Source organism: Streptomyces sp. NPDC058459, assembly GCF_042721685.1.
Taxonomy (GTDB): Bacteria; Actinomycetota; Actinomycetes; order Streptomycetales; family Streptomycetaceae; genus Streptomyces.
Genome location: NZ_JBHXLV010000299.1, coordinates 1 through 5616, shown reverse-complemented (window position 1 = coordinate 5616; position 5616 = coordinate 1). Strand labels below are relative to the sequence as shown.

The 5616-nt window shown below is 70.1% G+C and carries 8 protein-coding genes; 7 read left to right on the top strand and 1 reads right to left on the bottom strand.

Annotated elements, in window-relative coordinates; genetic code table 11:
- On the top strand, positions 1-387 hold a 387-nt coding region (locus ACFWN1_RS31165; RefSeq protein WP_384369412.1), incomplete at its 5' end, for a flavodoxin-dependent (E)-4-hydroxy-3-methylbut-2-enyl-diphosphate synthase.
- 19 nt (positions 388-406) lie between these two features.
- On the opposite strand, the gene ACFWN1_RS31160 is transcribed toward ACFWN1_RS31165, so the two are convergent.
- A complete protein-coding gene (locus ACFWN1_RS31160; RefSeq protein WP_384369409.1) occupies positions 407-826 on the bottom strand; it encodes an ATP-binding protein in 420 nt (139 codons plus the stop codon).
- 135 nt (positions 827-961) lie between these two features.
- On the opposite strand from ACFWN1_RS31160, the gene ACFWN1_RS31155 reads away from it, so the two are divergent.
- The 6 genes from ACFWN1_RS31155 (at position 962) to ACFWN1_RS31130 (ending at position 5579) form a co-directional block, all read left to right on the top strand.
- Positions 962-1792 (top strand): helix-turn-helix transcriptional regulator, encoded by an 831-nt coding sequence (locus tag ACFWN1_RS31155; RefSeq protein WP_384369406.1) that lies wholly within the window; start codon positions 962-964, stop codon positions 1790-1792.
- Positions 1789-2046, top strand: a complete 258-nt coding sequence (locus ACFWN1_RS31150; protein WP_384369403.1) for a DUF397 domain-containing protein — start codon at positions 1789-1791, stop codon at positions 2044-2046. Before ACFWN1_RS31155 ends, ACFWN1_RS31150 begins: the two co-directional genes overlap by 4 nt.
- The gene (locus ACFWN1_RS31145) at positions 2043-2300 is read left to right on the top strand and encodes a DUF397 domain-containing protein (RefSeq protein ID WP_384369400.1); all 258 of its coding nucleotides are present in this window, start codon (positions 2043-2045) and stop codon (positions 2298-2300) included. Before ACFWN1_RS31150 ends, ACFWN1_RS31145 begins: the two co-directional genes overlap by 4 nt.
- Positions 2301-2384: 84 nt before the next feature.
- Complete coding sequence (locus ACFWN1_RS31140) at positions 2385-3233, top strand: GNAT family N-acetyltransferase (RefSeq protein WP_384369397.1); 849 nt, start codon at positions 2385-2387, stop codon at positions 3231-3233.
- 36 nt (positions 3234-3269) lie between these two features.
- Positions 3270-3800 (top strand): GNAT family N-acetyltransferase, encoded by a 531-nt coding sequence (locus tag ACFWN1_RS31135; protein WP_384369394.1) that lies wholly within the window; start codon positions 3270-3272, stop codon positions 3798-3800.
- A gap of 75 nt (positions 3801-3875) precedes the next feature.
- Complete coding sequence (locus tag ACFWN1_RS31130; RefSeq protein ID WP_384369391.1) at positions 3876-5579, top strand: proline--tRNA ligase; 1704 nt, start codon at positions 3876-3878, stop codon at positions 5577-5579.
- Positions 5580-5616 lie beyond the last annotated feature (37 nt).

Below are 5616 nucleotides of genomic sequence, written 5' to 3'. Positions count from 1 at the left end.
GTCAAGGTCGGCAACCAGATCCTGGAGTCGCTGAACCTGAAGCAGCGGGGTCTGGAGATCGTGTCGTGCCCGTCGTGCGGGCGGGCGCAGGTGGATGTCTACAAGCTGGCCGAGGAGGTCACGGCGGGCCTGACCGGTATGGAGGTCCCGCTGCGGGTGGCGGTCATGGGCTGTGTGGTGAACGGCCCCGGCGAGGCCCGCGAGGCCGATCTCGGCGTGGCCTCCGGCAACGGCAAGGGGCAGATCTTCGTCAAGGGCGAGGTCATCAAGACCGTCCCGGAGTCGAAGATCGTGGAGACCCTCATTGAGGAGGCCATGAAGCTGGCCGAGCAGATGCAGGACGAGGGCATCACGTCGGGCGAGCCGACGGTGGCGGTCGCGGGCTGACCCCGGTATCCGAGTCCCGTCACCCTTCGGTGGCGGGACTTTGCCGTACCTCCGCCCACACCGTCTTGCCGGGTTGCCTCGGCGCCACGCCCCACTTGTCCGCTAGCGCCTCGACCAGGATCAGCCCCCGCCCGGACTCCCCGGACGGCACCCGGATCTCGGGCAGCCGCTCGGTCAGCGTGTCCGAGACCTCCACGCGTACGCCGCCGGCGTCCTCGGCGAGCCGCAGGTGAAAGTCCCGGCCGGGGACGCGCCCATGCTGTACGGCATTGGCCGCCAGCTCGGCCGCGATCAGCGTGACGGCCTCGTTGACCCAGCCGTCGTACGGATGCCCCCACTCGTCCAGCCGGACCGAGACCAGCCGCCGGGCGAGCCGTGCGCCACGCGGGGTGGAGGTGAAGCGCATCGCGAATTCCTGGGTGGAAGTTTCTGATTTCACGCCGTTACGGTCCCGCACGCTGAGTAGCGTTGGACAGTGGCGGCACCGGGACCACCAGGCGTTGTACAAGGGTGAGGTGCCGCTGTACACGAGCGCCCCGTGACCGAGGGTGGCGCGCGGGCATTGGGGGTGGGCATGAGCGAGGAATCACAGGAGGACCAGGAGGCGCCGGGCGCGGGTATCCCGCTCGTCTTCGGACGGTTGCTGAAGCGGTTGCGTGTCCAAGCGGGCATGGATCGGGCCGAGTTGGGCCGTCGTACGGGGTACTCGGCCGCCACGATCACGTCTTACGAGGTGGGGCGACGCATCCCGAACGCGAAGTTCATCCGGCAGGCGGATGAGGTGCTGGGCGCGGGCGGGATGCTGGTCGACTTCATCGAGGACATGGAGAAGGCGCAGTATCCGGCGTTCTTCCGGGATGCGGCGGCGCTGGAGAAGCAGGCGGTCGCGCTGCACGTGTTTGCCGTACAAGCGGTACCGGGTCTCTTACAGACGGAGGACTACGCGCGGGCCGTGTTCACCATGTGGCGTCCGGTGCTGGACGAGGCGACGGTCGAGCAGCGGGTGGCGGCGCGAATGGCCCGACAGGAGATCTTCGCGCGCAAACCCGCGCCCACAGTGACCTTCGTGATGGAGGAGTCAGTGGTGCGCCAGAAACTGGGCGGAGCGGCTGTCTGGCGTGGCCAACTGGAGCAGATCCTGCTTGTCAGCCAGCGGCGCAACGTGGAGATGCAGATCATGCCGCATGACCGCGAGGAACATGCCGCGCTCAACGGTCAGTTCAACTTGATCGAGACGATAAAAGGGCGCAGGATCGCCTACGTACCGGCAGCCAGGGCCAGCGCCCTCTTCACTGATCGTTCAGCGGTCAGGAAAGCGGAAGAGCAGTACGGTCTCCTGCGTGCTCAGGCCCTGACACCGCGCAAGTCGCTGGAATTTTTAGAGAAGTTGCTGGGAGAGACATGAACGTCGATCAACCGTCCAACCTGACGTGGTTCAAGAGCAGCTACAGCAGCGGCGACGGCGGTGAATGCCTCGAAGTCGCCCTCCCCTGGTACAAGTCGAGCTACAGCAGCGGCGGCGGCGGCGAGTGCGTCGAGGTCGCTGCCTGCCCCACCACCATCCACGTCCGTGACTCCAAGCAGAACCCCTCCACCGCCCCCACCCTCTCCGTGCCGACCACGGCGTGGCACGCGTTCCTGGGGCTGGTCCAGGCATGAGCATCGAGAAGCCGTCCGGTCTGACGTGGTTCAAGAGCAGCTACAGCACCGGTGATGGCGGGCAGTGCCTCGAAGTCGCCCTCCCGTGGCACAGGTCCAGCTACAGCGACGGCGATGGCGGCCAGTGCGTAGAGGTCGCCGCCTGCCCCGCCACCATCCACGTCCGTGACTCCAAGCAGAACCCTGCCACCGCCCCCACCCTCTCCGTACAGACCACGGCGTGGCACGCGTTTCTGGGGCTCGTGCGGGGGTGAGAGGGGTACGGCGGGCAAGCCCCCGGAGGGACGCGCGGCTATAGTGCCAAGACCAGCGCAGACCCCAGGGTGAGGCCCCCGCACGTGTTGACCCAGACCACCTCACGGGTGCTCGAACCGAGCGACCTCGACGCAGCGCTCGCGGTTCTCGACCGCGAGCCCGTCGCCAACGCCTTCGTCGCCGCACGCGTCCAGGTGGCCGGCCTCGACCCCTGGCGGCTTGGCGGCGAGATGTGGGGCTGGTACGAGGACGGCATGCTCACGTCCCTGTGCTACGCGGGCGCCAACCTCGTCCCCGTCTGCGCCACCCCCCGTGCCGTGCGTGCCTTCGCCGACCGGGCCCGGCGGGTCGGCCGCCGCTGCTCCTCGATCGTCGGGGCCGCCGAGGCCACTGCCGAACTGTGGCGCCTGCTGGAACCGCACTGGGGCCCCGCCCGCGAGGTCCGGGCCCGCCAGCCCCTCATGGTCACCGACCAGCTGCCCGCCGACATCACCCCGGACCCCTACGTCCGGCGCGTCCGCAAGGATGAGATGGACACGATCATGCCGGCGTGCGTGGCCATGTTCACCGAGGAGGTCGGCGTCTCCCCGATGGCCGGCGACGGCGGACTCCTCTACCAGGCGCGTGTCGCCGAGCTGGTCGGTGCCGGCCGCTCCTTCGCCCGCCTCGACGGCAGGGGCAACGTGGTCTTCAAGGCCGAGATCGGTGCCGCGACCGCCCACGCCTGCCAGATCCAGGGCGTCTGGGTGGCCCCCGAGTACCGGGGCAGGGGCCTCGCCGCCCCCGGCATGGCCGCCGTACTGCGCTACGCCCTCGCCGACATCGCCCCCGTGGCCAGCCTCTACGTCAACGACTACAACACCGCCGCGCGCGCCACGTACCGCAGGGTGGGGTTCGAGGAGGTCGGCCAGTTCATGAGCGTTCTCTTCTGAAGCGGACCCGCTGAGGGTGCCCTGTACGCTCCCCGCATGGATCTCATGATCGGCACCCTGGACCTCGCAGCCCGCGTCGACGAGGCCCTCGCGGTGCAGGCCCTGGCCTTCGGGCTCGGTCCGGACGAGATCGCCGTACGCCGTCAGATCGTCCAGCGCCACATGCGGATGCCCGGCGCCCGCGCCCTCGGCGCCACCAGCCAGGGCGCGCTGATCGGCTTCGTGTACGGCATGCCCAATTCCCGCGCCCACTGGTGGTCCACCGTCGTGGAGCCCTACCTGCGCGGCCAGGGCAACGACGGCTGGCTGGACGAGTCCTTCGTCATCACCGAGCTGCACGTCCACCCCGGCCACCAGAACCGGGGCGTCGGCCGCCGGCTGATCACCCGTATCACCGACACCGCCGCCGAACCCCGCTCGATCCTCTCCGCCATCGACACCGACAGCCCCGCGCGCGGCCTCTACCACTCGCTCGGCTACACCGACCTGGCCCGCCAGGTCCACTTCCCGAGCGCCCCCAAACCGTACGCGGTGATGGGCGCTCCCCTCCCGCTGCGCCGCCGTTAACCGATTTCCACCCGTGCGTGCGGCCCGGCTAACCTCCTAGCCATCACCTACATTTCCGGCAGGAGTACGAGAACAATGGCGAACGTACCGGTCCAGCGCATGTCCAAGTTGTTGGCGAAGACGCTGCGCGACGACCCGGCGGACGCCGAGGTCCTCAGCCACAAGCTCCTCGTCCGCGCCGGTTACGTCCGCCGTACCGCAGCCGGCATCTGGTCCTGGCTGCCGCTGGGCACCAAGGTCCTCGCCAACGTCGAGCGGATCGTCCGTGAGGAGATGGACGCCATCGGCGCCCAGGAGGTCGTCCTCCCCGTCCTGCTGCCGCGCGAACCCTACGAGGCCACCGGCCGCTGGGACGAGTACGGCGCCGAGCTGTTCCGCCTGAAGGACCGCAAGGGCGGCGACTACCTCCTCGGCCCCACCCACGAGGAGCTGTTCACCCTGCTGGTGAAGGACCAGGCGTCCTCCTACAAGGACCTGCCGGTGATCCTGTACCAGATCCAGTCCAAGTTCCGGGACGAGGCGCGCCCCCGCGCGGGCATCCTGCGCGGCCGCGAGTTCCTGATGAAGGACTCGTACTCCTTCGACACCGAGGACGAGGGCCTGGCCTCCTCCTACGCCCTGCACCGCGCCGCCTACCAGCGGATCTACGAGCGCCTCGGCCTCGACTACCGCATCGTCGCGGCCACCGCCGGCGCCATGGGCGGCTCCCGGTCCGAGGAGTTCCTCGCCCCCGCCGAGGCCGGCGAGGACACCTTCGCCGACTGCCCCAACTGCGACTTCGCCGCCAACACCGAGGCCGTGCGCTACGAGCCGGCCCCGGTCGACGGCTCGGCCGTGCCCGCGCTGGAGGAGATCCCCACCCCGGACACCCCGACCATCGAGACCCTCGCCGCCTCCCTCGGCGTCCCCGCCTCCGCCACGCTGAAGAACCTGCTGGTCAAGGTGGACGGCGAGATCGTCGCCGTGGGCGTCCCCGGGGACCGCGAGGTCGACCTGGGCAAGGTCGAGCAGCACTTCGCCCCGGCCGCCGTCGAGCTGGTCACCGCCGAGGACTTCGTCGGCCGCCCCGACCTGGTCCGCGGCTACGTCGGCCCGCAGGGCCTGGGCGAGAAGGTCAAGTACATCGCCGACCCCCGCGTGGCCCCCGGCACCGACTGGATCACGGGCGCCAACAAGGAGCACACGCACGCGAGGAACGTCGTCGCGGGCCGTGACTTCGAGGTCGACGAGTACGTGGACGTCGTCGTGGTCCAGGAGGGCGACCCCTGCCCCAAGTGCGGCGCCGGGCTGAAGCTGGACCGGGCCATCGAGATCGGCCACATCTTCCAGCTCGGCCGCAAGTACGCCGACGCCCTGGGGCTCGACGTGCTCGGCCAGAACGGCAAGCCCGTCCGCGTCACCATGGGCTCCTACGGCATCGGTGTCTCCCGCGCCGTCGCCGCCCTCGCCGAGCAGACCGCCGACGAGCACGGCCTGTGCTGGCCCAAGGAGGTCGCCCCGGCCGACGTCCACGTGGTCGCCGCGGGCAAGGCGCTCCAGACCGAGCTGGCCCTCGACGTCGCCGAGAAGCTGTCCGCCGCGGGCGTCCGCGTCCTGGTCGACGACCGGGCCGGGGTCTCGCCGGGCGTGAAGTTCACCGACGCCGAGCTGATCGGCGTACCCCAGATCCTGGTCGCCGGCCGCCGCTCGGCCGACGGCGTGCTGGAGCTGAAGGACCGCAGGACCGGTGAGCGCGAGGAGCTGACGGTCGAGGAGGCCATCGCCCGCCTCACCGCCTGAGCGGACACGCGAGAAGGCCCGGCCGGGCGGCCGGGCC